The 298-nt window shown below is 75.2% G+C and carries 1 protein-coding gene; it reads left to right on the top strand.

Going from position 1 to position 298, the window contains the following annotated elements; genetic code table 11:
- Window positions 1-298, top strand: a 298-nt coding sequence (locus LE181_RS29215; RefSeq protein WP_225664523.1) for a phosphoenolpyruvate carboxylase, incomplete at both ends; no start/stop codon positions are given.

Genomic DNA, 298 nt, shown 5'->3' on the forward strand with positions numbered 1-298 from the left:
AGCTGCGGCCGCGCTGCTGGCGCGGACCGACCCGGAGACGGCCGCCAAGCTCGTCCGGGCCTTCTCGACCTACTTCCACCTGGCCAACGTCACCGAGCAGGTCCACCGCGGCCGCGAGCTGCGCGCCCGGCGCGACGCCGAGGGCTCGATCCTCGCCCGCACCGCCGACGAGCTGAAGGACGCCGACCCCGAGCACCTGCGGCAGACCGTCGAGCACCTGGGCGTACGCCCCGTCTTCACCGCGCACCCCACCGAGGCGGCCCGGCGCAGCGTCCTCAACAAGCTCCGCCGCATCGCC

The organism is Streptomyces sichuanensis, assembly GCF_020328095.1.
Taxonomy (GTDB): Bacteria; Actinomycetota; Actinomycetes; order Streptomycetales; family Streptomycetaceae; genus Streptomyces; species Streptomyces cinnamoneus.